Raw genomic sequence first — 23509 nt, forward strand, 5'->3', positions numbered from 1 at the left:
AAACACCACCCGCGTTCGCGATTGAAAGGAAACCTCCCTTACACTCACCCACCATGACAGAGTTGGCTGGCGCTCGCTCCGCTCACGCGGGTCACGCATGACGAGCCAGGTTCTTGGGATCGACATCGGCGGGACAAAGGTGGCGATTGCTACCTCGGCGGCCGGGAACCGGCTCCACGAGACGCATCGCGCCACCAACGCGACCGACGGCGTCGAGGCGGTCGTCGACCGGATCGTCCGGAGCGCGCGCGAACTGGTCGAGGCCGACCCGGCGCCGCTGGCCGCCGTGGGCGTCGTCTCACCCGGCGTCATCCGCGAGGACGGCGTCGCGCTCGCTCCCAACAACCCCGGCTGGGAGACGCTGCGGCTGCGCGAGACGTTCGCGGCGGCGTTCCCGGGAGTACCGGTGGCGGTCATGAACGACGTCAAGGCCGGCGCCCTCGCCGAAAGCGTTTCCGGCGCGCTGGTCGGCACCCGGTCGGGCATCTACCTGAACCTCGGCACCGGGCTGTCCGCGGCGTTCGTCGTCGACGGCACGGTGGTGGAGGGAGCGCACGGCGCCGCCGGCGAGATCGCGTACCAGCTGCCCGGCCCCCGGCACCCGGTGGCCTTCGCCGACGGTCGCGCGCCACTGGAGGAGATCGTCTCGGGCCAGGCCATCGGCGCGAACGCCTCCGCTGTACTCGGCCGCCGGGTCGACGCCGCCGAGGCGTTCGCACTGGCCCCCACGCAGCCGGCGGTCGCCGCGGTGGTCGACGCGGCCATCGAGGCGCTCGCCACGCACGTCGCCAACCTGTCGGTCGCTCTCGACCCCGACCGCGTGGTGCTGGCCGGCGGCCTGGTCGGGCAGGCGGTGGTACTCGTACCCCGGCTGGCGGCGGTGCTGCGCCGGACCGTGCCGTTCCCGCCGGAGGTCCTGGTGGCCAGGCACCCGTTCGACGCCCCACTCGCCGGCGCGCTCGTGATCGCGGCACGCGCCGCCGCCCTACCCTTGGTGCGATGAACGACAACGTGCAGACGAGCGACAAGGCGCAGGCGAGCGACAACGCGCGGGTGCGGCAGCTCCGCATCGTGGTGACGGCCGACGACTACGACGCCGCCCTCCGTTTCTACCGGGACGTGCTCGGGATGCCCGAGGAGGCGGCGTTCTCGTCGGAGGACGGGCGGGTGACGATCCTCGACGCCGGCCGCGCCACGCTGGAGCTGGCCGATCCCCATCACGCGGACTACGTCGACGAGGTCGAGGTGGGACGCCGGGTGGCCGGCCACATCCGGGTCTGCTTCGAGGTCGACGACGCGGCCGCGAAGACCGCCGAGCTGGCAGGAGAGGGCGCCACCGTGGTCGCCGAGCCCACGCGCACGCCGTGGGACTCGCTCAACGCCCGGCTCGACGCCCCCGCCGGCCTGCACATCACGCTCTTTACCGAGCTTGGTCCCACGACCAGTTGACCGACTTCTCGAACGTGACGTAACCGGCTCGCGCGAACGCGGCGGCCATCGGCGTGTTGCCCATGTCGGTCGCCGCTCGGACGCGCGGTACGCCCTCAGCGGCCAGGACACGCGTGCCTTCGGCGAGGATCTCATCGACGTACCCCTTGCCGCGATGCTCGGGCAGCACCGCGACGTACCCGATGACCGGGTTGTACGGGTTGCGCCCCGGCGTGACGAACCCGACCGGCTCACCGTCGGGCAGCGTCGCGACCCGCCACCAGTCTCGCGGGCTGATGTAGATCGCCAGCTCCCGGTCGAAGTGCGCGGCGGCCGCCTCGGTGGGCGTCATGCGGGTGAGGTCGTCGCGGCTGTGCGCGTCGAGCGTGCCGTCCAGTACCCGCGTCATCAACTCGATCATCTCGTCGCGGCCGTGCGGCTGGCGGAAGAGCAGCCGCCCGCTCGGCTCCGCGATCGGGGTACCCGGCCGCCACTCCAGCCGCAGCCGCTCCACCAGGGGCCGCGCGCCCAGCCGCTCGATCGCCGCCAGCCGCTCCTCGACGACCCGCCGGCTCTCCGGCTGCTCCCGCCAGTCCGGCGGCACGAACCGGAGGTACTCCGGCGGGGTACCGCCAGCCGGGACGACGGCCGCGAACGCGGCTTCCAGCAGGGCGACCCCGTCGTCGACAGCGCCGCTCTCGATATCGAAGATGTCGAGGAGCTCCGGGTCCGGATCGCCCCACCACGCGACCCGCGCCACGAGGTGATCGCCGCGCAGCGCCACCCACATCCATTCCGGGAGCCGCCGCCCGGCGTCGAGGTCGTCGGCCAGCTCGTGGTCGAGCGTGTACGTCAACCGGCAGAACAGGTCGAGTTCGTCGCGCCCCGAGATCGGGCGCATGATCAAATCCATTCCGCTAACGCTGCGCCTCTTCCCACTCGCGCGCCACCCGTTTTGGCACGCACATCCGCCACGCGTCGATGACCAGTTCGCGCATCTCGTCTTCGTCGAGGGCGGCCGTCCACGCCTGCACCCAGTTGAACCGCTCGTCGGATCGGGACGGCGGGAAGAACTTTTCGGGCTCGGCGGCGATCAGCGCGGCCCGCTCCTCCTTGGGAAAGCCGAACCCCATCGTGGTCTCGTCGCGCGAGAACGCCACGTACACGATCTGCTTCACCCGGAACTTGACCCGGTCGCGAATCAGATGCTCGGACGTGCGCGGCAGCGTCAAGGCCACCCGTCGCACGTCCTCGACCGTCACCATCGGCCTAATGTAATGCGCTATGGGCCGGGTCGAGGAACTGCTGCGGGAAGCGGCGCCACAGGTGCTGGGCGTGCTGATCCGGCGGTACGGGCAGTTCGACGCGTGCGAGGACGCCGTACAGGAGGCGCTGCTGAGCGCCGCGACCCAATGGCCAGACGAGGGCATACCCGACAATCCACGCGCGTGGCTGGTCACCGTCGCGTCGCGCCGGCTGACCGACCAGTTCCGCAGCGACGCCGCCCGGCGCCGCCGCGAGGCCACCGCGGCGGCGATGGCCGGGGAGGCGTACGAGGACCAGGAGCCGGCGCACGACGACACGCTCACCCTGCTCTTCCTGTGCTGCCACCCGTCGCTCACGGCGGCGTCGCAGATCGCCCTCACCCTCCGCGCGGTCGGCGGCCTCACGACCGCACAGATCGCGCGCGCCTTCCTGGTACCGGAGGCCACGATGGCCCAACGGATCAGCCGGGCCAAACAGCGCGTCAAGGCGACCGGCAGCGAGTTCACGATGCCGCCCGAGACCGAGCGCGCCGAGCGGCTGCGTGCGGTACTGCACGTCCTGTACCTCATCTTCAACGAGGGCTACACCGCCACCTCCGGTCCCGAGTTGCACCGTAGCGAGCTGACTGGCGAGTCAATCAGGCTCACCCGGGGCCTGCACCGCGCCCTGCCGGACGACGGCGAGGTCGCCGGGCTGCTCGCGTTGATGCTGCTCACCGAGGCCCGGCGGCCGGCACGCACCCGGGCCGACGGCTCGCTCGTGCCGCTCGCCGAACAGGACCGCACACTGTGGAGCCGGCCCGACATCGAGGAGGGGGTCGCGCTGATCACGGACACGCTGGCTCGCGCTCCCATCGGCCCGTACCAGATCCAGGCCGCCATCGCCGCCGTCCATGACGAGGCGCCGCGCGCGGACGACACCGACTGGCCGCAGATCCTCGGCCTTTATTCGGTACTGGAACGCGTCGCGCCCGGCCCCATGGTCACCCTCAACCACGCGATCGCGCTCGCCATGGTCAAGGGACCGCGAGCCGGCCTGGACCTACTGTCCACACTCGACTCAGATGAGCGGGTCGCCGCACACCACCGGCTCGCCGCGACGCGGGCGCACCTGCTGGAGATGGCTGGCGACCCGGCGGCCGCCCGCGACCAGTACCAGCTCGCCGCCAAGCGAACGAGCAGCGTCCCCGAGCAACGCTACCTGGAAGCGCGCGCCGCGCGGCTCCCCCACCAGGAGATGCCTTGAGCGCTTTTCTCGGCATCGATCTGGGCACGAGCGGGCTGAAGCTCGCCCTGCTCGCCGAGGACGGCTCGCTGCTCGCTGAGGCCGAGGCCGGGTACGAGGTGCGCCGGCCGCACGCCGGCTGGGCGGAGACGGACCCGGCCGAGTGGGTGGCCGCGCTGCGGACCGCACGGGCGGCCCTGCCGGCCGCGAGCATCGCCGCGGTCGGCGTGACGGGCCAGATGCACGGTGCCGTCCTATGTGACGAGTCAGGGGTACCGGTCCGGCCGGCCGTGCTCTGGCCGGATCAGCGCGCCACCGCCGAACTCGACCGCTGGCGCGCCATCGCCGCCCCCGCCCGCGATCGGCTGGCCAACCCTCTGGTGCCCGGGATGACCGGCCCGATCGCCGCCTGGCTCGCCACACACGAGCCAGACAGCGTCGCCCGCGCCACCCACCTGTTGCTGCCCAAGGACTATCTGCGCCTGACCATCGCCGGCCCACCCGTGACCGAACGCAGTGACGCCTCCGCCACCCTTCTCTGGGACGTGGTAGCCGACGACTGGTCGTCTGAGGCAGCCTCCCTCATCCCCGCCACCCTGCTCCCCGAGGTGGTGTCACCATCCACAGTGGTCGGTTCGATGGAGGACGCCGCTGTGATAGCCGGGTGCGCGGACACACCCGCCGCCCTGCTGGCCGTCGGCACCGTCGACGACCTCCAGATCAACCTGGGCACCGGTGCACAGGTCCTGCGCCGGGTCGCCCACCCGTCCCCGATGGCCTCCCCGGTCACCCACCTGTACGTGGCCGCCGACGATGGCTGGTACGCGATGGCCGCCGTGCAGAACGCGGGCCTGGCGCTGGACTGGGTTTGCGACGTATTCGGCCTCTCCTGGGCCGACCTGATCGGGGCGGCCGCCGGCGTGCCGGCCGGCGCGGGCGGCGTGACGTTCCTGCCGTTCCTGACCGGCGAACGCGGTGGCCTGGCCGGGCCGTCCAGCCGCGGCGGCTGGCTGGGCCTGCGCGCGTCCACGACCCGCGCCGACCTCGCGCGGGCCGCCGTGGAAGCCATGGTGTTCGCCGTCCGGCGAGCGGCGGAACTACTCGGTCCGCTGGGCCCGGCGGTACGCCTGACCGGAGGCGGCGGGCGCGAGCCGTTCGTGCGCCAACTGCTCGCCGACGCACTGGGTGTGGTGGTGCGGCGCGTGGAGGTGCGGAGCGCGTCCGCGACCGGCGCGGCCATGCTCGCGGCTCGCGCGGTCGGCACGCCGCTGCGCCCCGACCGCCCTTCCCCACCCGAGACCGACCCGCGCCCCAACCCCGCGCTGGAAGCGGCCTACCACTCCTGGCTGGACCGCGCTCCCGCCGCCTAGCGGGTCAACGAACCCCCGTCCGGTGCGGGGCGAGGACGGCTAGGAACTGCTCGCGCATCGACTCGATGAGGGTGCTCTCGCGGTGGATCGCCCATCCGATCATCGCGCCGTGGTAGACGGTTTCGACGAGCTTCGCGAGGGCCGCGACGTCGGTGCCTGGGCGCAGCTCGCCCGCTTCGAGCGCTGAATTGAGGTTCTGCGCGACGCGGGCGCGGATGGCTCGTGCTCCACGGAGCGTCTCGGCGTGAAAGTCGGGATCGGTGAGGTCGAGCTGGAGCATCGCGAGGGAGTTGGCCATCTGCTCGGGCGTGGCGACCGGGTCGACGGCGAGCACGAGTCCCTCGACGACGCGCGCGAGCGGCGAGGTGGCCGTCGAGCGGTCCAGAGCGCCCACCCAGAGGTCGATCGCTCGCTTGTCGGCCGCGAGCAGCATGTCGCGCTTGGTTCCGAAGCGCTGGACAAGCGTCGCGGCCGACAGGCCCACCTCCGCAGCGGCCGCGGCGAACGTGACATTCGCCGGGCCGACGCGGTGGGCGAGGGCGAGGACGGCGTCGAGGACCGCCTCATCGCTGATCGTTCGTGGGCGCGGCATCAGTCGGAGGCCGGCACGCCGTTGGCGAGGGAATCCACCCTGGCTTCGAGGTCGACGGCGCCCCAGTCTGGCCGGTTGCCGTCGGCGTCGACCAGGTCGTAGTGGTGCATGAGGTCCCACGACCCGAGGCACTGGCCGCTGAACCGGTGCCGGTCCGGGTCGGCCGCGAGCGCCGCGATCCCGCGACCGAGCAGGTGCGGCGTCTCGGAGTGGCTGAAGAAGGGCACCCGCTCGGCCGCCTCGCGCCACGTCTGCTCCGTGACTCCAAAGTGGTCGAGCATCGCTTCCGATCGGAGATAACCGGGTGTGACCGCCAGAGCCGTGACGCCGTGCGGCTTGAGCTCGTGGGCGAGTGCCACGCCGGTGCGGGCGATGACGGTTTTGACGAGGTCGTATGGCAGGTTCGTGCGATACGGCACGTCGTATTTTCCGTCGCCTACCTCGACCACGAGGCCGCCGCTGCCCTCGAGCATGAGTGGGATCGCGAAGTGATTCGTGATCAGGTGGGTCTCGATGCCGTTGCGCAGGACGCCGAGCGTCGCGTCGAGCGGGTGGTCCCACGACGACTTGTCCCACTGGACAAACGGATCCCCGCCCCAGACGTCGTTGACGAGGATGTCGAGCCGCGCGTGGTCGCCGCGGATGCGATCGACGAGCGAGCGCACATCGTCCACATTGGTGTGGTCGCAGCGAACGGCGATCCCTTGGCCGCCGGCGGCGGTGACGAGCTCAGCAGTGTCCTCAATGGTCTCGGGGCGATTCATCGGTGAGCGCCCGGCCCGGGTGGAGCGCCCGCTGCCATAGACGGTGGCGCCGAGCGCTCCTAGCTCGACGGCGATCGCGCGACCGCAGCCGCGCGTGGCGCCGGCGACGAGTGCGACCCTGCCCGCGAGGGGGTGATCATCATTGCGCATTCCACCACTATAAACGAACGTACGTTTACTAACAAGCGCCCCTCCCACGTGATCAGGGCGAGCTCTCGTCAGCCGCGCAGGGCGCGGATCACCAGCCAGGTCGCCACCGCCGCTACGGCCGCCAGGCCCACGACGCCGGCGTACCGGGCGGTGCGGGTGCCCGCCGAGAGCTTGAGCAGGTCGATCGGCTCGACCTCCCGCTCGACCTCCCGCTCGACCTCTCGCCCGGTCTGAGCCGGCGCGGCCTCGGAGACGGCGGGTGGAGCGTCGGGGACGCTGTCGGGGACGGCGGGTGGGGGTGCGTCGGGGGTTGGCCCGGCGATCTCGCTCGCCAAGCAGTCGGCGAACTGGCCGATCAGCCGCCCGCCCACGTCGGCCATCATCCCGCGCCCGAACTGCGCCGGCTTCCCGGTCACCACCAGGTCGGTGGCGACGTCGACGCGGGTCTGGTCGCCGTCGGGCACCAGCACGGCGGTGACCGTCGCGGACGCGGTGCCGGCGGCCCGGGTATCGCGCCCGGACGCCTCGATGACGACCCGGTGGGCCGCGTCGTCGCGTTCGACGAAGCGGCCCTTTCCGGTGTACGTCAACACGATCGGTCCGACCTTGACCTTCACCTTGCCGGTGAACGCCTCGCCGTCGAACTCGGTGAGCGCCGCCCCCGGCATGCAGGGCGCGACGCGCGGCACGTCCAACAGGACCTGCCACGCCTCGTCGACGCCCACCGGCACGGTGAAACTGTGGTCAAGACGCATGGATACCTCCTGCCGCGACAACGGCACGACGGGTCAGCACGGTTGCCAGATGACTGCGGTACTCCGCGGACGCCCACACGTCCGCCGGTGGATCGGCACCTTCGGCCGCTCGCGCGGCAGCGGAGCTTACCGCGTCGACGGTCGCCGGCGCACCGGTCAGAGCCTCCTCGACAGCGCGGGCCCGCACGGGGCGATTGCCCATGTTGGTCAGGCCCACCCGCGCCTCGGCGATCGTGCCGTTCTCCCGGCGAACCGCCACGGCGACGCCGACGATGGACCACGCCTGCGCGACCCGGTTGAACTTCTCGTAGTGCGTTCCCCAACCGTCCTGTTTGGGCACACGGAGCGCGGCTAGCATCTCGCCGTCGCCGAGGGCGGTGGTGAGGAAATCGACGAAGAAGTCGGCCGCGGAGATGGTGCGCCAGCCGTCGGGACCGACCACCTCGAACGAGACGTCGAGCGCGACCGCCACACTGGGCAGGTCACCGGCCGGGTCGGCCTCCGCCAGGGAGCCGCCGATGGTGCCGAGGTGCCGCACCTGGCGGTCGGCCACGGTGGCGGTGGCCTGTGCGAGCAGCGGCGCGTGGTCGCGCACCAGGGGATCGCGGAGCAGGTCGGCGTACCGGGTCATCGCCCCGATCACCAGCGCGTCGCCGTCGTCGCGGACGCCCCGCAGCTCACCGAGGCCGCCGAGGTCGACCAGGAGCGTTGGTGCGGCCAACCGCAGCCGGAGCATCGGGATGAGGCTCTGGCCACCGGCGAGCACCTTGGCGTCTTCGCCGCCGTCGGCCAGCGCCTGTACCGCTTCGTCTACTGTGGACGGCTTCGTGTACTCGAACGCGGCGGGAATCATGACCGAGCACCCCCTCGCAGCGCCTGCCAGACCCGCTCGGGCGTGGCCGGCATCCGGATGTCGCTCACACCGTACGGCCGCAGCGCGTCGACGATCGCGTTGATGACAGCCGGCGTCGACGCGATCGTGCCGGCCTCACCGACGCCCTTGGCACCGAGCGGGTGGTCCGGTGCCGGGGTCTCCGTGCGGTCGCTGACGATGTCGGGCAGGTCGGCCGCGCTGGGCGGCGTGTAGTCGATGAAGGTGCCGGTGAGCAGGTTGCCCTCGCTGTCGTACACGGCCTCTTCGAAGAGGGCCTGCGCGATGCCCTGCGCGACCCCGCCGTGCACCTGGCCCTCGACGATGAGCGGGTTGATGACCCGTCCGACGTCGTCGACGGCCACATAGGACCGGATCGTGACCCGGCCGGTCTCGGTGTCGACCTCGGTCGCGCACAGGTGCGTGCCGTGCGGGAACGAGAAGTTGCCCGGGTCGTAGGTGGCGTCGGCGTCGATGGTCGGCTCGACACCCTCGGGCATGTCGTGCGCGGCGAACACCGCGAACGCGCAGTCGGCGATCGTCTTGCCGGCCGCGTCCGAAGGCGCGCCGCGCACCCGGAAAGCCCCATCGGCGAACTCCAGGTCGGACACGTCGCACTCCAGCAGGTGCGCCGCCACCGGCTTGGCCTTGTCGACCACCTTCGTGCAGGCGTTGACGAGCGCGATGCCGCCCACGGCCAGCGACCGCGACCCGTACGTGTCGAGTCCCTTGTGGGAGGTGCGGGTGTCGCCGTGCAGCACCTCGACGTCTTCGAACGGCACGCCGAGGCGGTCGGCGACGATCTGGCTCCACGCGGTCTCGTGGCCCTGCCCGTGCGGCGAGGTACCGGTGACGACCTCGACCTTGCCGGTGGGCAGTACCCGGATGCTGGCCGTCTCCCAGCCGCCCGCGGCGTACCGCAGAGCGCCCAGTACCCGGGACGGTGCGAGGCCGCACATCTCGGTGTACGTGGACACGCCGATGCCCAACTGCACCGGGTCACCCGACTCGCGGCGCGAAGCCTGCTCCGCCCGCAGCGCCTCGTACCCGAACAGCTCCAACGCCTTGTCGGTGGCCGCCTCGTAGTTGCCTGAGTCGTAGGTCAGTCCGGCGACGGTGTCGAACGGGAACTCGTCGTGCCGGATCCAGTTGCGCCGCCGCACCTCGACCGGGTCCATGTCCAACTCGACGGCCAGCTCGTCCATCAGCCGCTCGATCGCGTACGTGGCCTCGGGCCGGCCGGCCCCGCGGTAGGCGTCGGTCGTGGTGGTGTTGGTGTAGACGCCGGTGCACACGAAGCGGTACGCCGGGAACTTGTAGATCGCGTTGTACATGAACGCGCCCAGCAGCGGTACGCCCGGCGTGACGATGCCCAGATAGGCACCCATGTTGGCGAGCAGGTTGACCCGCAACCCCAACACGGTCCCGTCCCGCCTGGCGGCCAGCTCCAGATCCTGGATCTGGTCGCGCCCGTGGTGTGCGGAGAGCAGGCTGTCGGACCGGGACTCGGTGTACTTGACCGGCTTGCCGACCCGCTGCGCCGCCATGAACGCGATCAGCTCCTCGGCGGTCACCTGGAGCTTCCCGCCGAACCCGCCACCGACGTCCGGCGCCACCACCCGCACCTTGTGCTCCGGCGTACCGGTCACGAGAGCCACCATCACCCGCAGGATGTGGGGAATCTGCGTCGCGGACCAGATCGTGTGCTGGTCGCCGGTCGGGTCGACGACCACGCTGCGCGGCTCCATGAACGCCGGGATCAGCCGCTGCTGGATGTACCGGCGCTTGATGACCACCTCGGCGCCGGCAAAGGCCGCGTCGACGCCGTGGCCGGTGCCGGCCTCGCCGGAGTCGAAAATCCACGTGTACGCCTTGTTGGTGCCCTTGTCTGCGTGCACCAGCCGGGCGTCTTCGGCGAGGGCCTCCTCCATGTCGAGCACGACGGGCAGTGGCTCGTAGTCGACCTCGATCGTGGCGAGCGCGTCGACCGCGCTGGCCCGGTCGCGGGCCACGACGACGGCGACCGCCTCGCCCGCGTGCCGCACCTCGTCGACCGCCAGCGGCGGGTGGTCGGGGTGCACCATGTCTTCGGTCACCGGCCACGCGCACGGCAGGCTGCCCTGCGTCTCGGCCACGTCGCGGCCGCTGAACGCCGTCACCACGCCGGGCTCGCGCAGCGCGGCCGACGTGTCGACCCGGGTGATCCGGGCGTGCGCCATCGGGCTGCGCAGGATCGCCAGGTGCAGCATGCCCGGCAGCATGACGTTCTCCGTCCACATCGTCCGGCCGGTGATGAGCCGGGCGTCCTCCTTGCGTTTGCGTGCCGCGCCCACCTCACCGGTGGGTCGTTCCTGGACAGTTGTCACGAACGGACCTCCCTCACGGCACGGGCCGCGGCACGGCCTCGACGGGTACTGACTCGGGCTCGGACGGCACGGCGGGCGCCGCCTGTGGCGTACCCGGCATCTGGCCGTCCACTGCGGACGCTGGCTCCGCGACGTCGGCGCCGCGCAGCGCGGTCGCCGCGTCACGCACGGCGCGCACGATGTTCTGGTATCCGGTGCACCGGCACAGGTTTCCCTCGATGCCCTCGCGGATCTCCGCGTCGCTCGGGTCCGGGTTTTCGGCCAGGAGGTCCACCGCGGCCAGGATCATCCCGGGGGTGCAGAAGCCACATTGGAGCGCGTGCCGGTCGTGAAACGCCTGCTGTACCGGGTGCAGTGAGCCGTCGCCACCGGCGAGGCCCTCGATGGTGATGATCTCGGTGCCATCCGCCTGGACGGCGAGGACGTTGCAGCTCTTGACGGCATGGCGGGTCGTAGCGGAGTCGCCGGCGACGAGCACGGTGCAGGCGCCACAGTTGCTGGTGTCGCAGCCGACCACGGTGCCGACCTTGCCGAGCCGATCGCGCAGGTGGTGAACGAGCAGGGTGCGGGACTCTACGTCATCGTCGTAGCGGACCCCGTCGACGGTGATGCTGATCCGGGTCATAAACCCTCCCGGGCGGGACAGGGCCCGGTGCGGGCTGCACCGGACCGGGGCTACCCCACAGACAATCTCTCGCGGCCGTCCACCGCAAGGGGTGCGGCGTAACCCGCTGGAAACGTTCGCGGTGCGGGCGCGGAGCGAGACATCACCACATAGTGATCATCATCAATCAATCTCAATTCGAATGAGATCGATAGTGACACCCGAAAGAGCACAATAGTTGGCCGCGCCGAATTTGTGACGACACCCGTACGATGTGTGCACACTGCCGTCCACCCCCGGAGCGGACTATGCCCGAGTTGCTCTATTTCGAGATCGATCCGGACTGCGCAATCGCCGTCGAGGTCGATGCCGATTCGACCGGCTTCCAACGTGCCGGAACAGGTGCCGGCGCCGCGCTGCCGGCGGGTACCCCGCAACCGCTGGCCGAGGAGGCCAAAAGCGAGTTCGTGGCCGAATGGCAGGGCAAACTCCGCCGCCTGCTACTGGCCCATCCCGAGGCGGCCGCCGGGCCATTCCCGTTGGCGGATCTGTATTGGACCCGCCCGGTCAGTCATATCGCCGAGCCGAAACCCGCGACGATCTCGTGCTGCCGCTCGACCTGGTCGACGACCTCCCGCAGCGATTTCTGAAGACGCGGCTTGTCCACAGTGGCAAGTTCACTCAAGGGGAGCTTGCTGACATCTACAATGCGGGATACGCGATCCCCGGACGACTCCACGGGCGAGTTTCTACCATACGCAGCAACCAAGTGGCTCCGAATGGCCTGAATGGCGCGTTGAGACAAGCCCTTAGGCTCTCGAGATTAGGCCTACAAGCTGCTCCAACGCCTCCAAGCTGTGACCAGCGACGAAGTCGTCAAGATACGGCAGGGCCGCCGCCATCCCGGCCACCAATGGGGCGTATCCCGCCTTGCCCCGGTGCGGGTTGACCCAGACCACCCTGAAGGCGAGCCGAGACAGCCGCGCCATCTGCGCCGCGAGCAGGGCCGGGTCGCCCCGCTCCCAGCCGTCGCTGCACAGCACCACCACGGCGCCGCGAGCGGTGCCGCGCTGCCCCCATCGGTCCAGGAACGCCTTGAGCCCGTCGGCGAGCCGGGTGCCGCCGTGCCAGTCGGCGATCGCACCGCCGGCCGCCCGGAGGGCCGCGTCGGGGTCGCGGTGCCGCAGCGCCCGCGTAACCCGGGTCAGCCGGGTGCCCAGCGTGAACGCCTCGGTCAGCGTCGGCCGGCGGCGCACGGCCGCGTGCGCGAAGCGGAGCAGGGCGTCCGCGTACGGTGCCATCGAGCCGGAGACGTCCACGAGCAGTACCAGGCGGCGGGGCTTGTCGCGGTGGTCGCGGCGGGCCAGCCGGGTGGGCTCGCCGGCGTGGCGCAGCATGCGGCGGACCGTCCGGGCCGGGTCGACGCCACCCGCGCGGGCGGGGCGGTGCCGCCGGCTGGGCCGCGGCGCTGTTTCCGGTGCCAGCAGCGCCACCAGCCGGCGTACCTCGTCACGCTCCGCCACCGACAGCGCGGCGATGTCGCGCTGTCGCAGCACCTCGGCGTCGCTGGCCGCGACCGGCGTCGCGGCGTCCGGCTCGCTGGCGGTGCCACCGGGCACCGAACCGAACAGCGCCGCCGGGCGGCTCCGGGCCGCGGGCTGCGGATCGGGTACCCGGGCCGGCAGCCGCCCACCGAAGTACGCGGTGAACGCGGCGTCGTACACGGGCAGGTCATCGGGTTCGGCGCACAAGGTCAGCCGGCCCGCCCAGTACACGTCCTGCGGACTGCTGATCTGGAGTGCGCTGGCGGCGTAGATCATGGCTTCGACCCGCTCCCCCACGGCCTCGACCCCGGCGTGCCGCAACGTTTCCGCGAAGCCCACGAGGACGGCGGTCACGTCCGCCATGGTTCGGACTCTCGCACCCGGTCGATGTCTTCGCGGTATTTCAGCACCGCGCCGAGCGTGGCCGCCGCGACGTCCCGGTCGAGCCCGTCGGCGCCGAGCGCGGTCAGCGCGCTGGCCCAGTCGAGCGCCTCGGCGACCCCCGGCGGCTTGATCAGGTCGAGCTGGCGCATGCGCCGGATCGCCTCGGCGACCTCGGCGGCCAGCCGCTCGGTGACCTCCGGGAGCCGGGAGCGCAGGATCGCGACCTCACGCTCCACAGTGGGGTGCTCGACCCAGTGGTACAGGCAGCGGCGCTTGAGCGCGTCGTGCACCTCGCGCGTGCGGTTGCTGGTCAGCACCGTCAGCGGCGGCCGTTCGGCGGCGATGCGTCCCAGCTCGGGGATCGTGATCGCGGCGTCGGCGAGCACCTCCAGCAGGAACGCCTCGAACTCGTCGTCGGCCCGGTCGATCTCGTCGACCAGCAGCACCGACGGGGTGCGTTCGAGAGCCTGCAGCAGGGGGCGGGCGATGAGGAACCGCCGGTCGTAGAGGCTCGCCTCCAGCGCCGCAGTATCGGGCTTGTCGCCGGCCGCGACCGCCGCCGCCTCGACGGTGCGCAGGTGCAGGATCTGCCGCGGAAAGTCCCAGTCGTACAGCGCCTGCGAGGCGTCGAGCCCTTCGTAGCACTGGAGCCGCACGAAGTGCGCGCCGGTCGCCTCGGCCAGCGCCTGCGCGAACGCGGTCTTGCCGACGCCCGCGTCGCCTTCGAGAAACAGCGGCCGCCCGAGCCGCATCGCCAGGTGCCCGGCGATGGCCAGCCCCTCGTCGGCGAGGTAACCGACCTCGGCGAGCGCCTTGGCCAGTTCTTGGGGTGAGGCGGGGGTCACACGCCAACTATGCCAGGCGAGCGGTATCACGCTCGCCGGCAGCGGCTCTTATCAATGGCATCACGGCAGAGGTGGGCGGGGCGCCCCTGAAGACGTCCCGCTCGCTGTCACCTCAGCTGCCGGTGCTGCCCGCCGGCTCAGAGCCGACGCCTTTGCCCTTGTCCGGGCCATCGGCGGGGCCCGGCTGCGGCTCCTTCGGGTCGCTGCCGACGCCCTTGCCCGCTGGCGACGTGGCGGCGCCCTTGCCGTCGGAATCGTTCATCGAATCGGCCATTATCGGACCTCCCCTGACAATAAATGACCACGAGATAACACGGCGTACTCTAGTGGCGTCTTGCGCGCGGGCACCGCCGTCGCGTCGGGAGCCCGACACGATCACCGCAAGGACGGTCGCGTACATGGGGATTGAGCACGACGGTTGCCCACAGTGCGGGGCGCCCACCGATCCGGGCCACCGCTTCTGCGGCCGATGCGGCACGGCCCTGCACGCCCGCTGCCCGTCCTGCGACACCACCATCGCGCCCGGCCTGAGCTTCTGCACCGCCTGCGGCGCGCAACTGGGCAGTTCCGAGGCACCCCGCGAGGAGCGCCGCACGGTCAACGTGCTCTTCGTCGACCTCAAGGGCTTCACCCAGATGGCCGAGAGCCTCGACCCCGAAGACCTGCGGCGCCTGCAGGTCGACTACTTCACCACCGCCCGCGAGGTGATCCGGCGATACGGCGGGGTCGTCGAGAAGTACATCGGAGACGCGGTGATGGCGGTCTTCGGCGTGCCCGTCGAGACCGAGCACGACGGATACCGGGCGGTCTTCGCGGGGCTGGAGCTGCAGCGAAAGCTCGACGAGCGGCCCCTCGCGGGCCGGTACCGGATGCGCGCGCGGGTCGGTGTCGCGACCGGCGAGGCGCTGGTCGACCTGGCGGCCGCCCGCAACGGCGGCGAGGCGCTCGTCTCCGGCGACGCGGTCGCGACGGCCGCGCGGTTGCAGGCACACGCACCGGACGGTGGGGTGCTGGTCTCCGCGGCGACGCACCGGGCCACGGCCGGTTCCATCCGGTACGCGGACGAGCCTGCTCACCTCACGGTGGCCGGCAAGGCGCGGCCGGTGGAGGCGTGGCTGGCACAGGCGTCGGCGCACCGGCCGCAGGTCGTCGACGACGAGGGCGCGCCGCTGGTCGGCCGCCGCTCCGAGTTGGACCTGCTGATGGCGGCGCTGACCCGGTCGGTGTCGGAACGGCGGGCCCAGCTGGTGTCGATCGTGGGCGCGCACGGGCTGGGCAAGAGCCGGCTCGTCCGCGAGCTGTTCCGCACCGTCCACGACGCCGGTGACCTGCTGGTGCGGTGGCGCGTGGGGCGCTGTCTGCCGTACGGGGCGGGCGGCACGTACGACGCGCTCGCCGAGATCGTCAAGGCCGAGGCGGGCGTGCTCGACACCGACGACCCCGACGCCGCCCGCGACCGGCTCACCGCGGCGCTCGGCGACGCGCTGCCGGCCGCCGACCGCGAACGGCTGATCCGCCTGATCGCCCCGCTCGCCGGGTTGCCGGGCCGGGCGGTGCGCCCGGGTGAGATCGAGGCGGCCTGGCGGGACGCGCTGTTGGCGCTCGCCCGGCACATCCCCACCGCGCTGGTCGTGGAGGACCTGCACTACGCCGACCCGGCGCTGCTGCGGTTCCTCGCCGACCTGGTCGAGGCGGGCGGCGACGCGCCCCTGTTCGTCGTGTGCACGTACCGCCCGGAGCTGCTCGACCAGCAGCCCGCCTGGCCGTCCGCGCTGCCCGGCATGCTCACCGTCTCCCTCGCCCGGCTGCGCCCGTCTGAGATGCGCACGCTGGTGTCCACGCTGCTGCGCCAGCAGTCCATGCCCGAGGAGTACATCGACCGGATCGCAGAGATCACCGGCGGCAACCCGATGTACGCCATCGAGTACGTGCGGATGCTCGCCGAGCGGCAGGGCGACCCGGCTCTCACGATCGAGAGCGACCTGGATGTGCCGGAGACCGTGCACGGCGTCATCGCCAACCGCATCGACCTCCTCGACCACGCCGGCCGCCGCGTGCTGGGCGCCGCCGCGGTGCTCGGTGACCGGGTGTGGCCGGGCGCGGTCGCGGCCATGCTCGACCTGGACGGCGGCGACGTGGCGCTGGTCCTGCACCGGTTGCAGCAGCGCGACATCCTCGCCGCGGGCGTCATGTCCACAGTGGCCGGCGAGACCGAGCTGTCCTTCCAGCACCAGTTGGTGCGCGAGGTGGCGTACCGGCGGCTGCCACGGGCGATGCGTGCCGCGCTGCACCGGCGCGCGGCCGGCTGGCTGGATCGGGTGTCGGTCGGCGGCCGGCACGACCTGGCCACCGGGGTGGCCCGCCACCGGATCGAAGCCCTGTCGCTGGCCGAGGGTCTCGGCGAGGACACCGCCGCCGACGCCGAGGCCGCCCGCGCGGCGCTGCGGGCCGCCGCCGAGGCCGCCTATTCGGTGTACGCCGTCGACGCCGCTCTGGGATACGTGGAGCAGGCGCTCAACGTGTGGCCGCGCGACCACGAGCCGGCCGGCCGCCGCGCCGCCGAGCTGCTGCACCACCGGCTCCGGTTCCTTGTGGACGGTGACCGCTTCTACCGCGACGGGGGCGTCAAAGACGTGGCCCGGCTCGCCGAGCGGATGCGCGACGCGGATGACGTCGCGGGCGAGGCGGGAGCTGAGACGCTGCTCGGGCAGGCCGAGTCGATGCGCGCCGAGCGTGCCAGGGCACGGGAGCATCTCGACCGCGCGGTGGGGCTGTTCACGCGACTGCCCGAGAGCGCCGACACAGCCGAGGCGTACGCCGAACTGGCCCGCCTGCACCTGATGGACTACCAGACGGGCGAGGCGATCGCGGCGGCCCGCACCGCACACTCCCTCGCCGAGCGGCTCGGCCTCGCCGACGCCACCGTGCACGCGCTCGTCACCGAATACGCCGCCCGGTACGTCGCGGGCGACGCGAGCGCACTGTCCGACATGGAGCGGGTGGTCGAGGCGTGCCGCGCGCAGGGCCTGCCGACGCTGCGCCGGGCCGGTCACAACCTCGCCACCTTCGTGCAGGAGGAGGGCGACCTGGCGCGCGCGGCCGAGCTGGAGCGCGAAAGCCAGACAGTCCAGGGTGGACAGCTGCGGTTCGTGCCGAGCCACTCCGAGGAGGCCGAGCTGGCCTACTTCGAGGGCGACTGGATCGCGCTGCTCCAGGCCGCCGACGGGTACCTCGACGGCGAGGGCGCCGATACCACCGACTGGGATCTGCAGCTACGCGGCCGCCGCGCCTGGCTGCGTACCCTGTGCGGCCTGCCCGCCGGCGAAGACGTGGCGCGGGGCCTGGCGGTGGCGCGCGACTCCGGGTTCGCCAGGCTCCGCTTCAACGCCACCGCGCACGGCGCGCTCAGCTACGCCCTGGGCGGTGACGCCGGCAGGGCGGCCGAGTTACTCACCGAGCTGGCCGGCGTGTGGCGCGAGACGCCGACCGCGCTGACGATGGAGTGGCTGCCCGCGGCGGCGCACACCGCGGTCCTGGTCCCCGAAGCCGCCACCACCGTGGCAACGGTCGTCGGCACCGCCCTGCGGCGTACCCGATGGGTGGCCGCCGCCGAGGCGATGGTGACCGCCGGCCAGGCGCTGTCAAGGGGCGACCGCGAAGCGGCGGCCACCCACCTGGACGCGGCGGTGGCCCGCTACGACGAGATCGGCAGCGTAAGCGACGCCGTCCTGGCGGCGGCGCTGGCGGGCGAGCGCTACGCGGACCGCGTGGCGGCCTTCGCCACCCGCAACCGCGCCGCGCTCCTGTTCACCCTCGCTCGCCTCCCGTGATCGGTCAGGTTTGCCAGCCGTAGCGGGCCTTCAGCACGGCCGCTACCTCGGCGAAGCGGCGGGGGTCGAGGATGCAGCCCTCGCGCCTGATGCCGTCTTCGTCGACCTCCAGCACGCGGTCCAGGCGGACCCAGCTGGGGCGCTCCTGGCGGTCCCAGGCGCCCGGGCCGAGGGCGAACCAGTGGCGGTCACCGTCGCGGTCCTCGTTGCTGGAGAGCATCAGGCCGAGCAGCGTGCGCCCCTGCCGGCCGGCCACCAGCACGGGACGGTCCTTGCCCTGATCGGGCAGGTCCTCGTAGGCGACCCAGGTCCACACGACCTCGCCCGGGTCCGCCTCGCCGTCAAGCTCCGGGTTGTACTCCAAGATCCGGCCGCCGACCGGCACCTCGCTCTTCCAGACACTCTTCACGGTCCTGACCTTAACGGACACCCTCTGGTACGGGGCATAGGGCTGGACGTTGGTCGAGTGCGAGGTGGACCTGCGGGTCGACGGGGCGTGGCGGTTCGTATCGGAAGGGCCGGAGGGCGCCCGCACGGGGCAGCGGGGCGTCTACCCTTCGACAGAGGGGGACATCATGAACTGGACACTTGAGGTCGTCGTCGTACCGGTCTCCGATGTGGACCGTGCGAAGGCGTTCTACGCCGACCAGCTCGGCTTCAACGTCGACCACGACACGAAAATCGGCGATGGGATGCGCATCGTCCAGCTGACACCACCCGGCTCGGGCTGCTCGATCGTCATCAGCAAAGGCATGAGCGAGATGGCTCCCGGCTCGCTGAAGGGCCTGCAACTGGTCGTCGCCGACCTGCGCAAGGCGCGCGCCGAGCTTGTCGACCGCGGCGTCGACGCCACCGAGATCCAGCTGTACACGCGGGAAGGGACGACGCGCCCCGCCCGCGACGGCGACGACCTCAACAACGAGGGGTTCGTGCACTTCACCGACCCGGACGGCAACGCCTGGGCGGTGCAGCAGATCTCAGCGCGCGACTAGCGTCAGCTCGAAGCTGTACAGCGATGCCCGGTACGCGTGGTGGCCATACTCGACCGCGCGCCCGGCGTCGTCGTACGCGGTGCGAATCATGGTGAGCAGCGGCGCACCGCGCGCCTCGCCGAGCGCCTTGGCCTCGGCGGCGGTCGCCTTGCGCGCACCGATCGTCTGATCGGCGAGCCGCAGGTTGATCCCCGCCGACCGCATCACCTGATACAGCCCGTGCTTCGCCAGGTCTTCGGAGCTGAGCTGGAGCAGCCCGGCCGGCAGATAGTTGCGCATCACGGCCAGCGGCTCACCCTGGGCGTACCGCAGTCGCTCGATCGCGAGCACCGGAGCGCCTGTCGGCAGCGCCAGCGCCACGGCCACCTCGTCGGGCGCCTCGGTCTCACCGAACGACAGCACCTCGGTGCGCGGCTGCTGATGCGTGCGGTGCAGGTCGTCGTACAGGCTGGTCAGCTCGACGGTGCGCCGCACCTTCGCGTGCACGACCTGGGTGCCCACGCCGCGCTTGCGCACCAACAGTCCCTTGTCGACCAGGTACTGGATCGCTTGCCGCATGGTGGGTCTGGACAGTCCGAGCTGGTCGGCGAGCGCGATCTCGTTTTCCAGGCGGGTGCCGGGGACGAGCTGACCCGACTCGATCAGCTCCTCGAGCCGCTGCGCCACTTGGAAGTACAGCGGCACGGGGCTCGACCGGTCTACCCGGATGAGCTGGCCTACGGGGTTCACGACGGGCTCCTTCACTGCGGACTACCGGTTGGTGCGTCGGCCAGCGCCACGGTACTGCGGGCGCCGGTGGCAAGGGATCGGAGGCACGCTTCCGCGACGGCGGTGGCCGCGTAACCGTCCCAGGCGGTCGCGCCACCCGGCCGGCCATCGACCCACGCCTGCAGCTCGTCCAGGTATGCCTGGCCGAACCGGGTGCGCCAATCATCCGGCAGCGGTTGGGTGCGGCCCCCGCTGCGCGTCACCGCGCCGGTGCTCGGGGTGTCGAGCGAGACCGTACCAGTGCTACCCACCACCTCGCAGCGCACTTCGTATCCGTACTGGCAGTTGACGAAGCTTTCGACCTCTATGACCACACCGCCCGCGGTCTCCAGAATCACGATCTGCGGGTCGCGCAGGCCGCCGGCAAGAGGGCTGGATTTCACGGCGACCACCGTCGCCGCGACGATTTCCGCGCCCAGCAGCCACCGCGCGGCGTCTATTTCGTGTACTACCGAGTCCGTCAGCGACATCTCGCTGGTGAACCAGGATGGGGCCGACGCGTTGCGGTGCACGCAGTGCATCAGCAGCGGCTCGCCGATGCCGCCACCATCGAGCACCGCTTTCACCTGCCGGTACCCGAAATCGTGCCGGCGCATGAAGCCGACCCGCACCAGCGAGCGGCCGTGCGCCGCCTCGGCCTCGACGACCTTGAGCGCAGACTCAGCGGTGGTGGCGAGCGGCTTCTCGCAGAGCACCGGTTTTCCCGCCGCGAGGCAGGCGAGCACCTGCTCGGCGTGCAGGTCACCGGGCGAGGCGATGAGCACCGCGTCGACGGCCGGATCGTCGATGACGTCGTGCGCGGCGAAGTGCACGGCCGCGCCGACCGGGGCGCCCACCTCGATGGCGCGCTCCCGGTCGACGTCGAACACCGCGGTCACCTCGGCGCCCGATACCTGCTGTGCGAGCCGCCGGACGTGCTCGGCACCGATGCTCCCGGTGCCGATTACGCCGACTTTAACGGTCATTCGTGCTCCCTCAGGTCCGCTGGAGTTCGTGGGTGAGGGCGGTCAGCTCGTCGCCGCCGGCCATCTCGCGGGTCAGGTCGTCCAGGCTGATCTCGGCCCGCTTGCGGTCCAGCCGCATCCGGCCCCGGTTGAGCAGGATGAAATGGTCACCCACGAGGTACGCGTGGTGCGGGTTGTGGGTGATGAACACGACGCCGAGCCCGGCGTCCCGGGCGGCGGCGACGTACTTGAGCACCACCCCGGACTGCTTGACGCCCAGCGCGGCGGTGGGCTCGTCGAGAATCAGCACCCTCGCTCCGAAGTGGATGGCCCGCGCGATGGCCACGCACTGGCGCTCGCCACCGGAGAGCTGCCCGATCGGCTGCTCGACGTCGCGAAGGTTGATGCCCATCCGTGCCAGTTCGTCGCGGGTGGTCGCGCGCATCGTGTCGATGTCGAGCACCTTGAACGGTCCCTTGCGCAGCTCGCTGCCGAGGAAGAAGTTACGCCACACCGGCATCAGCGCCACCACCGCCAGGTCCTGGTAGACGGTGGCGATGCCGCGGTCGAGCGCCGCGCGCGGCGAGCCGAAGCGGGTCGGCTCGCCGTCGACGAGCATCTCGCCGCTGTCGTGCTGGTGCAGGCCCGACATGATCTTGATCAATGTGGACTTTCCGGCACCGTTGTCGCCGAGCACGCACGTGATCTCGCCGGCGTTGACCCGCAGGGAGATGTCGTGCAACGCGACGATGTTGCCGTACCGCTTGCCCACAGTGGACATCTCGATGAGCGTCATCGCCGCACCGCCAATCGCCGCACCCACATGTTCAGCACCGTCGCGAAGAGCAGCATGATTCCGAGGAAGAACTTGAACCAGTCGGCTTCCCACCCGGCATACACGATGCCCTGGTTGGTCATGCCGAAGATGAGCGCGCCGAACGCGGCGCCGATGGCCGAGCCGTATCCGCCGGTAAGCAGGCACCCGCCGATGACGGCCGCGATGATGTAGATGAACTCGTTGCCGACGCCCTCGCCGGACTGCACGGTGTTGAACGCGAACAGCCGGTGCATGCCCATGAACCAGGCGCACAACCCGACGCCCATGAACAGCGCGATCTTCGTCTGGCGCACGGGTACGCCGACGGCCCGCGCACTGTCCACATTGCCGCCCACCGCGAAGATCCAGTTTCCGAACCGGGTGCGCAGCAGGATCCAGGTGCCGATGACCACGAACAGCAGCCACCACAGCACCGTCACCCGGATGCTCACGCCACCGACCTCGAACGAGGAGGCGAAGACCCGCCGCGCCGACGAGAACCCGTCCATGTCCGAGATGTTGTCGGTGGCCACCTGACCGCTGACCTGCTTGGTGATCGCGATGTTGGCGCCCTGGAGCATCAGGAACGTGCCGAGGGTCACCAGGAAGCTCGGGATCTTCGTCGTCATCACGAGGAACCCGTTCAGGAACCCGATCCCCAGCGCGAACACCAGCGACACCAGTACGCCCACCCACACGTTGAGGCTGAGCTGGTAGCTGAGCATCGCGGCGAACAGCGACGAGGCCGTGACGTTGACGCCGGCGGACAGGTCGAACTCGCCGCCGATCATCAGCAGCGCCACCGGCACCGCCATGATGCCGATGGTCGAGCTGACATACAGCACGGTGGCCATCGCCGACGTCTGGCGGAACGGGTCGGCGATCACGAGGAAGAAGACGAAGATCGCGATGGCACCGACCAGCGATCCCAGCTCCGGCCTCGCCAGCAGGCGGTGCGTCACCGGGTACCCCGGTTGGCGTACTCGGCGATCGCGTCGATGTTGGACTTGTCCACGAACGACGGTCCGGTGTAGACGGTCTGGCCGCCGCCGATGGTGTTGCCGTTGGTCAGGTACAGCCACAGCGAGTCGATCGCCAGGTAACCCTGGAGGTACGGCTGCTGGTCGACGGCCCACTTGACGCCGTCGGACTTGATGGAGTTGACCAGTTCCTTGTTGGTGTCGAACGTGACGACCTTCGCCGCGCTGCCCGCGTCCTTACCCGCGTCGACGGCCGTCAGCGCGATCGGGGCACCCAGCGCCACCACGTGGTCGACGCTCTTGTCCTGCTGGAGCTTCGCCGTGATGGTGGACTTCACGGACGGCATGTCCTTGCTGTTCACGTTCAGGTTCTCGACCGTACCGGCCGAACCGAAGCCCTTCTTCACGCCCGCGCACCGCGCCTCCAGCGCGACGTGCCCCTGCTCCTGGATCACGCAGAGCACCTTCTTGGCGCCCTCCTGGGCCAGGCGCTGCCCGACGGCTTCGCCGGCGACGCTCTCGGCCTGGCCGAAGAACTGGAGCACGCCCATGCTCTTCCAGTTGTCCACGCCGGCGTTGAACGCGACCACCGGGATCTTCGCGGCCGTCGCCTTGGCCACCACGTCCTTCATCGCGTCCGGCTTGGCCAGTGTGACCGCGATGCCGTCGACCTTGCTGTCGATCGCGTTCTGCACCAGGTTGGCCTGCTCCGGCGCCTCCGCGTTGTTGGAGTACTTCAGTTCGACGTTGTCCTTGGCCGCCGCGGCCTCGGCGCCCTTGCGGATGAGGTCCCAGAACGTGTCGCCGGGGACCTCGTGCGTGACCATCGCGATCGTGAGGCGGGGAGTATCGGCCACACCGGCGTTACCGCTGTTGGTCGACTCCTCCTCCTGCTTGCCGCCTTCGCTGCTGCACGCCGCGACGCCGAGTGTGACGGCGGTCAGGAGGGCGAGCAGAGCGACGGTTCGTGGGTTTCGCGCCATTGTCTACCTCCGTGGGGTCGCCAGCGGCCGGA

The 23509-nt window shown here is 71.1% G+C and carries 25 protein-coding genes; 7 read left to right on the forward strand and 18 right to left on the reverse strand.

The window, feature by feature from the left end; translation table 11 throughout:
- Window positions 1-97 precede the first annotated feature (97 nt).
- Both QMG73_RS11640 and QMG73_RS11645 read left to right on the forward strand, forming a co-directional pair.
- Window positions 98-1003, forward strand: a complete 906-nt coding sequence (locus tag QMG73_RS11640; RefSeq protein ID WP_281894529.1) for an ROK family protein — start codon at window positions 98-100, stop codon at window positions 1001-1003.
- Complete coding sequence (locus tag QMG73_RS11645; protein ID WP_281894530.1) at window positions 1000-1449, forward strand: VOC family protein; 450 nt, start codon at window positions 1000-1002, stop codon at window positions 1447-1449. Before QMG73_RS11640 ends, QMG73_RS11645 begins: the two co-directional genes overlap by 4 nt.
- On the opposite strand, the gene QMG73_RS11650 is transcribed toward QMG73_RS11645, so the two are convergent.
- Window positions 1421-2341 (reverse strand): GNAT family N-acetyltransferase, encoded by a 921-nt coding sequence (locus QMG73_RS11650; protein ID WP_281894532.1) that lies wholly within the window; start codon window positions 2339-2341, stop codon window positions 1421-1423. The genes QMG73_RS11645 and QMG73_RS11650 overlap by 29 nt on opposite strands.
- Window positions 2342-2345: 4 nt before the next feature.
- Window positions 2346-2693: an MmcQ/YjbR family DNA-binding protein gene (locus QMG73_RS11655; RefSeq protein WP_281894533.1), complete on the reverse strand. Its 348-nt coding sequence runs from the start codon at window positions 2691-2693 to the stop codon at window positions 2346-2348.
- Between the two features lie 19 nt (window positions 2694-2712).
- Here QMG73_RS11655 and QMG73_RS11660 point away from each other — a divergent pair, with 19 nt between their 5' ends.
- Together QMG73_RS11660 and QMG73_RS11665 are read left to right on the forward strand one after the other, a co-directional pair.
- Window positions 2713-3939, forward strand: coding sequence for an RNA polymerase sigma factor (locus tag QMG73_RS11660; RefSeq protein ID WP_281894534.1), 1227 nt, complete (start codon window positions 2713-2715; stop codon window positions 3937-3939).
- Window positions 3936-5288, forward strand: a complete 1353-nt coding sequence (locus QMG73_RS11665; protein WP_281894536.1) for an FGGY family carbohydrate kinase — start codon at window positions 3936-3938, stop codon at window positions 5286-5288. Before QMG73_RS11660 ends, QMG73_RS11665 begins: the two co-directional genes overlap by 4 nt.
- Before the next feature lie 4 nt (window positions 5289-5292).
- Here the strand turns inward: QMG73_RS11665 and QMG73_RS11670 are convergent, their stop codons facing one another.
- The 6 genes from QMG73_RS11670 to QMG73_RS11695 form a co-directional block, all read right to left on the reverse strand.
- Window positions 5293-5880: a TetR/AcrR family transcriptional regulator gene (locus QMG73_RS11670; protein ID WP_281894538.1), complete on the reverse strand. Its 588-nt coding sequence runs from the start codon at window positions 5878-5880 to the stop codon at window positions 5293-5295.
- Window positions 5880-6794: an SDR family oxidoreductase gene (locus tag QMG73_RS11675; protein WP_281894540.1), complete on the reverse strand. Its 915-nt coding sequence runs from the start codon at window positions 6792-6794 to the stop codon at window positions 5880-5882. The genes QMG73_RS11670 and QMG73_RS11675 overlap by 1 nt, the downstream gene beginning before the upstream one ends.
- Window positions 6795-6862: 68 nt before the next feature.
- Window positions 6863-7549, reverse strand: coding sequence for an SRPBCC family protein (locus QMG73_RS11680; protein ID WP_281894542.1), 687 nt, complete (start codon window positions 7547-7549; stop codon window positions 6863-6865).
- Entirely contained in the window at window positions 7539-8402 is an 864-nt protein-coding gene (locus tag QMG73_RS11685) for an FAD binding domain-containing protein (protein WP_281894543.1), read from the reverse strand. The genes QMG73_RS11680 and QMG73_RS11685 overlap by 11 nt, the downstream gene beginning before the upstream one ends.
- Window positions 8399-10786: a xanthine dehydrogenase family protein molybdopterin-binding subunit gene (locus QMG73_RS11690; RefSeq protein WP_281894545.1), complete on the reverse strand. Its 2388-nt coding sequence runs from the start codon at window positions 10784-10786 to the stop codon at window positions 8399-8401. The genes QMG73_RS11685 and QMG73_RS11690 overlap by 4 nt, the downstream gene beginning before the upstream one ends.
- A 13-nt stretch (window positions 10787-10799) precedes the next feature.
- Window positions 10800-11411 carry a (2Fe-2S)-binding protein gene (locus tag QMG73_RS11695; protein WP_309299457.1) on the reverse strand — a complete coding sequence of 204 codons (612 nt, stop codon included), beginning with the start codon at window positions 11409-11411 and terminating at the stop codon, window positions 10800-10802.
- Between the two features lie 287 nt (window positions 11412-11698).
- Here QMG73_RS11695 and QMG73_RS11700 point away from each other — a divergent pair, with 287 nt between their 5' ends.
- Window positions 11699-12040 (forward strand): hypothetical protein, encoded by a 342-nt coding sequence (locus QMG73_RS11700; protein ID WP_281894548.1) that lies wholly within the window; start codon window positions 11699-11701, stop codon window positions 12038-12040.
- Here the strand turns inward: QMG73_RS11700 and fxsA are convergent.
- From fxsA to QMG73_RS11715, 4 genes are all read right to left on the reverse strand, one after another.
- A complete protein-coding gene (gene fxsA, locus QMG73_RS46365; RefSeq protein ID WP_407676780.1) occupies window positions 11962-12129 on the reverse strand; it encodes an FxSxx-COOH cyclophane-containing RiPP peptide in 168 nt (55 codons plus the stop codon). The two genes, QMG73_RS11700 and fxsA, sit on opposite strands and share 79 nt — an antisense overlap.
- Before the next feature lie 70 nt (window positions 12130-12199).
- The gene (locus QMG73_RS11705) at window positions 12200-13297 is read right to left on the reverse strand and encodes a vWA domain-containing protein (RefSeq protein WP_281894549.1); all 1098 of its coding nucleotides are present in this window, start codon (window positions 13295-13297) and stop codon (window positions 12200-12202) included.
- Window positions 13285-14163 carry an AAA family ATPase gene (locus tag QMG73_RS11710; RefSeq protein WP_281894550.1) on the reverse strand — a complete coding sequence of 293 codons (879 nt, stop codon included), beginning with the start codon at window positions 14161-14163 and terminating at the stop codon, window positions 13285-13287. Before QMG73_RS11710 ends, QMG73_RS11705 begins: the two co-directional genes overlap by 13 nt.
- Before the next feature lie 112 nt (window positions 14164-14275).
- Window positions 14276-14425: a hypothetical protein gene (locus QMG73_RS11715; RefSeq protein WP_281894552.1), complete on the reverse strand. Its 150-nt coding sequence runs from the start codon at window positions 14423-14425 to the stop codon at window positions 14276-14278.
- A 136-nt stretch (window positions 14426-14561) separates the two neighbouring features.
- On the opposite strand from QMG73_RS11715, the gene QMG73_RS11720 reads away from it, so the two are divergent.
- On the forward strand, window positions 14562-17993 hold the full coding sequence (locus QMG73_RS11720) for an ATP-binding protein (protein ID WP_281894554.1): 3432 nt from the start codon (window positions 14562-14564) through the stop codon (window positions 17991-17993).
- Window positions 17994-17997: 4 nt separating this feature from the next.
- Here QMG73_RS11720 and QMG73_RS11725 read toward each other — a convergent pair whose 3' ends face one another.
- Window positions 17998-18402, reverse strand: a complete 405-nt coding sequence (locus tag QMG73_RS11725) for a type II toxin-antitoxin system PemK/MazF family toxin (protein WP_281894557.1) — start codon at window positions 18400-18402, stop codon at window positions 17998-18000.
- A gap of 166 nt (window positions 18403-18568) precedes the next feature.
- Between QMG73_RS11725 and QMG73_RS11735 the strand changes: the two genes are divergently transcribed.
- Complete coding sequence (locus QMG73_RS11735) at window positions 18569-18985, forward strand: glyoxalase superfamily protein (protein ID WP_281894675.1); 417 nt, start codon at window positions 18569-18571, stop codon at window positions 18983-18985.
- Here QMG73_RS11735 and QMG73_RS11740 read toward each other — a convergent pair.
- The 5 genes from QMG73_RS11740 to QMG73_RS11760 are packed head-to-tail and all read right to left on the reverse strand — an operon-like array spanning window position 18971 to window position 23477.
- A complete protein-coding gene (locus tag QMG73_RS11740) occupies window positions 18971-19714 on the reverse strand; it encodes a GntR family transcriptional regulator (protein ID WP_281894559.1) in 744 nt (247 codons plus the stop codon). The two genes, QMG73_RS11735 and QMG73_RS11740, sit on opposite strands and share 15 nt — an antisense overlap.
- 11 nt (window positions 19715-19725) lie before the next feature.
- The gene (locus tag QMG73_RS11745; protein WP_281894562.1) at window positions 19726-20718 is read right to left on the reverse strand and encodes a Gfo/Idh/MocA family protein; all 993 of its coding nucleotides are present in this window, start codon (window positions 20716-20718) and stop codon (window positions 19726-19728) included.
- A 10-nt stretch (window positions 20719-20728) separates the two neighbouring features.
- Window positions 20729-21493 (reverse strand): ATP-binding cassette domain-containing protein, encoded by a 765-nt coding sequence (locus QMG73_RS11750; protein ID WP_281894564.1) that lies wholly within the window; start codon window positions 21491-21493, stop codon window positions 20729-20731.
- The gene (locus tag QMG73_RS11755; RefSeq protein ID WP_281894566.1) at window positions 21490-22476 is read right to left on the reverse strand and encodes an ABC transporter permease; all 987 of its coding nucleotides are present in this window, start codon (window positions 22474-22476) and stop codon (window positions 21490-21492) included. The genes QMG73_RS11750 and QMG73_RS11755 overlap by 4 nt, the downstream gene beginning before the upstream one ends.
- Window positions 22473-23477: a substrate-binding domain-containing protein gene (locus QMG73_RS11760; RefSeq protein ID WP_281894568.1), complete on the reverse strand. Its 1005-nt coding sequence runs from the start codon at window positions 23475-23477 to the stop codon at window positions 22473-22475. The genes QMG73_RS11755 and QMG73_RS11760 overlap by 4 nt, the downstream gene beginning before the upstream one ends.
- Between the last annotated feature and the right edge of the window lie 32 nt (window positions 23478-23509).

The organism is Phytohabitans aurantiacus, from assembly GCF_027923225.1.
In the GTDB taxonomy this organism is placed as follows: Bacteria; Actinomycetota; Actinomycetes; order Mycobacteriales; family Micromonosporaceae; genus Phytohabitans; species Phytohabitans aurantiacus.